Raw genomic sequence first — 3,949 nt, forward strand, 5'->3', positions numbered from 1 at the left:
ATAAAGTCCTATAAAAGATGAGACCAACCAATCTCATCTTTTTTTCGTATCAAATCTAAGCAATTTTAGAAACTTTATGGCATACTAGACATATCAATGAAAGCGAGGTAATCTCATGGAACAATTTTTAGATAATATCAAAGACCTTGAAGTCACTACAGTTGCGCGTGCGCAAGAAGCTCTTGATAAAAAAGAAACTGCAACCTTCTTTATCGGTCGTAAAACTTGCCCTTACTGCCGTAAATTTGCAAGTACATTGGCAGGTGTCGTAGCTGAAACCAAAGCTCACATCTACTTCATCAACAGTGAAGAACCAAGCCAACTCAATGAGTTGCAAGCATTCCGCTCACGCTACGGAATTCCAACTGTACCAGGCTTCGTTCACATTGCAGATGGACAAATCAATGTCCGTTGCGACTCTTCAATGTCAGCACAAGAAATCAAAGATTTTGCAGGATTGTAAAAAATCAGCTAACAAGTTTTAAAATCACAAAAACGCATAATGGAGTCAAAGAACGCTTTGTGAAGTACATAGATTTTTAGGATACTACAAAAATGTTGTATCCTTTTTTGTATCCCTTTTTTAAAAACAGGGTCTGCTTTAAGGTCTGTTTGTGACTCCCTTTTTCGCAAAAGAATACCAAGGAATACCAAAGACAAAAATAAAAAACGTTGATTTAACAACGTTTTACCAAGGAATGCAAAAGAATGCAAAGGAATAATGGAGCCGGTGGGAGTCGAACCCACGTCCAAACACCTGCCAACATATTTGTCTACAACCATAGGTTATGTATTATTTTAACAGTCTCTCGACACATAACTCAAGCCTAGAAACTGCGAGTCTATCAATCTCTTATCAAGCCGCTAGACAAGACTTGATCGTATCTCGCTAATAATAAGACCTGTCATTGAACACGAGCAATCCAAATCGGGTCACGCCTGCTGGTTTTTAGGCAGCTAGAGCGTAAGAAGTGTTATTTTTTGCAGTTATATTTAACTGAGCGTTTACGTCGCCACACGAGTCGCAAAATATGCCTCATAATGCCTGTCGAATCCGTAACGACCCCAAAAGACAATAAAACCATTATACCTTATCTAACTAAAAAATGCAAAAGGGAAATCAACTAACTAAAAAAGATAGTCTTTCAAGGCTTTTGACAAAACCTGATAACCAGCAACACTGAGGTGCAGCCCATCAGTTGTGTAGTCTTTTTTGAGTTGGCCTGCTTGGTCTGTCAAACTATCAAAAACTGGCACAAATTCCACCTGCATATAGGCAGAAGCAAGCTCTTGATAGGCTTGATTCCATTTCTGAATTTTTTCATTTGTGCGGATATAGACTGTCTGCTTGTACTCCTCTCCCTCATTGACTGGCAAAATAGAAAGCAATTTAATCTCAGTCAATGGATAATCGCGAGCAATAGACTGTATGATAGCTTCGAGATTATTGATAGCCTCATTCACAGGCACATCTTTTCCGATATCATTTGTCCCAATCAAAAGGACAATTTTATCTACCGCCCCACCGTATAGATGCGCATCCAGATTCTCTAATAACAGTCCTGTCTGATAACCTCGAATGCCTCGATTGACAATCGTCTTCGAAGTTCCAAATAGCTCCTGTATAGGATAATACTCGACAATGGAATCCCCAATAAAAAGAATGTCTGGCTCTACAACAGAAACTTGATTTAGGTGACGATACTTGGTTTGAATTTTACCTTGTTCCTTTAGGAGCCAATTTTCTAATAACTGTACTGCCACTTCATTCTCCTTTTTCTAACCAGTTCTCCAAGACTTGATAAACTCCTCCTTGGCTATTGGCTGGCGCTAGAGCAGTCGCCACAGCTTTGGCCTTGTCATCAGCATTTTCCATCGCATAGGCAATTCCAGCCATTTCAAGCATTTCAACATCATTTTCACTGTCACCAAAAGCCATAATTTGTTGGGGCTTCAAGTCCCAACGCTTGAGTAATTCTTCCAAGCCCCATGCTTTATGAATCCCAGCTTGAAGGATATCAATGCAACCATAGCCACTCGATACAGCCCGAACACGGCCATCAAAGAGATCATTGATTTCTTCCAAGACCGAACTCAAACGCTCCTCACCAACAACCATACTCATCTTGAGCACACCACCAAAGAGGTCAGAGGTTAATTCGTCCACAAATTGCATCCGTTGGTAGAATTTTTCAATCATTTCTGGAGTCATAAAACTTTCAAGGTCTGTAAAAATCGTACCTTCTTTGACGAAACCACCCTTCATAGCCGTCACAACAAACTGATCCTGACACGCTCGACCCTTGAAATGAGCCAAAGCCTTATCGACAATGGCATCATCCCAAGTCTGCGCCTGAATCAGTTCATTGTTTTCAAAAATACGAGCACCGTTTGCAACAACCAGAACCACTCGATCGACCAAGTGCTCCAGTAGTTGCCTCATGCGATGAATTTCATTGCCCGTCGCGATGACAAAACGAATACCCCTTTGATCCAACTGATCTAAAATCTTTTCCAAACGTGGGAGATCAAGCTGGCCTCTAGCATCCAGCAAGGTCCCATCCATATCTGTCGCAATTACTTTAATCGTCATTTACTTCCCTCTGGATTCAAGCTAATCCCACTTCAATCCCACATGTTCGTTCATTTCTTTATAGGCTGTATCAATTCGTTCCTTAGTCGCTTCATCTAATTGATCACGATGACTGCCACCCTCTATGAAATCTTCCAAGATATAGGTTTGATAATGATATAGGGGATATCCTTCTGGTGAAAAAGTTCCCTTTGGTGTTCGATTGACCCAAGTAGGATGAGCTTTAGCTGTTCCGATAGTTGTTTTTCCATCCTTCTTCTTAATGGTCACGTCCATGAGAACGCCACGTTCAGTCCACTTAGCATTTTCTACCCCTTGCATGGTCTCAATTCGTTGATTGGAAATGAAGTTCCCCATTGAATAGATGATGAGTTTCTTGTCCCCATCTTTTTCAACAATTTCAGACGGTTCAACTACGTGTGGATGCCCTCCAAAGATAATATCTGCTCCCCAATCAATCATCTTGTGATAAAGAGCCTTTTGCTCTTCAGTCGGTTCTATGCGATACTCAACACCCATTTGTGGCATGATAATGGTGATATCTGCTTCCTTTTCCGCCCGTTCAATTTCAGACTTCATTTTATTCTCATCTAAATCTGAAAGATAGTGATTATAATCCTCTTGAGAAATATTTTGCTCAATTCCATTAAATCCATAAGAATAAGCCAAAAGTGCAACCTTGATACCATTCACTTCCTTAATGACCAGCGGAGCCTGATCACGTGGCTCATGCGTATAAACTCCGATTGGAGTGATTCCAGCTTTCTCAATAATATCGGCCGTTGAAATAACTCCCTCAATTTGCGAATCCAAAATGTGATTATGAGCTAAATCTAGAACATGATAACCTGCATCCTTAATGGCATCCATAACTTCAGCAGGAGCATTAAAGAGAGGATAACCTGCTAAATAATGATCCTTATTAATGGTTCCTTCAAAGTCACCAATAGCTAAGTCTGCTTGCTTAAGCCAAGGAGTAACATACTCAAAATTCTCATGAAAATCATACGTTCCATCATCCTTTTTTGCTGAAAAGTAAAGAATATCATGATAAAGCAAATCACCATGAGCCATAATTCTAGCAGTTTTTTCCTCTTCCTGCTCCTGAGACTTTTTCTTAGTTCCTTCTTGAGAAATAGTATCTCGTTTTTGACTGGTCATAGGCATGCCTTGGAAGCTTTCAAACAACAAAACCAAGCCCATTGATAAAGCAACTGCTAGCAAGAGTACCGCCACAAATCCCTTGTTACTCCACTTACGATAACGTCTAAAAAAGTTGACCAAACCTTTCACAAAGCGAAAAACTGGTCCACGTTTATGTCTATCTTGTCTTCTTTGCATCTTCATTCTCCCTAC

The 3,949-nt window shown here is 40.3% G+C and carries 4 protein-coding genes and 1 other RNA gene; 1 reads left to right on the top strand and 4 read right to left on the bottom strand.

Going from position 1 to position 3,949, the window contains the following annotated elements:
• Positions 1-115: 115 nt before the first annotated feature.
• On the top strand, positions 116-463 hold the full coding sequence (locus tag QZ359_RS04300) for a thioredoxin (protein WP_293962970.1): 348 nt from the start codon (positions 116-118) through the stop codon (positions 461-463).
• Positions 464-719: 256 nt separating this feature from the next.
• Here QZ359_RS04300 and ssrA read toward each other — a convergent pair.
• The 4 genes from ssrA to QZ359_RS04320 all read right to left on the bottom strand — a co-directional run bounded on the left by ssrA (position 720) and on the right by QZ359_RS04320 (position 3,934).
• Positions 720-1,067: a transfer-messenger RNA gene (gene ssrA, locus QZ359_RS04305) on the bottom strand.
• A 61-nt stretch (positions 1,068-1,128) separates the two neighbouring features.
• Positions 1,129-1,764 (bottom strand): SGNH/GDSL hydrolase family protein, encoded by a 636-nt coding sequence (locus QZ359_RS04310; RefSeq protein WP_261044724.1) that lies wholly within the window; start codon positions 1,762-1,764, stop codon positions 1,129-1,131.
• Position 1,765: 1 nt separating this feature from the next.
• Positions 1,766-2,593: an HAD family hydrolase gene (locus tag QZ359_RS04315; protein ID WP_203175381.1), complete on the bottom strand. Its 828-nt coding sequence runs from the start codon at positions 2,591-2,593 to the stop codon at positions 1,766-1,768.
• Between the two features lie 21 nt (positions 2,594-2,614).
• Positions 2,615-3,934: a CapA family protein gene (locus QZ359_RS04320; RefSeq protein WP_203175380.1), complete on the bottom strand. Its 1,320-nt coding sequence runs from the start codon at positions 3,932-3,934 to the stop codon at positions 2,615-2,617.
• Between the last annotated feature and the right edge of the window lie 15 nt (positions 3,935-3,949).

It is taken from the genome of Streptococcus sp. (assembly GCF_019414905.1).
Lineage (GTDB): Bacteria > Bacillota > Bacilli > Lactobacillales > Streptococcaceae > Streptococcus.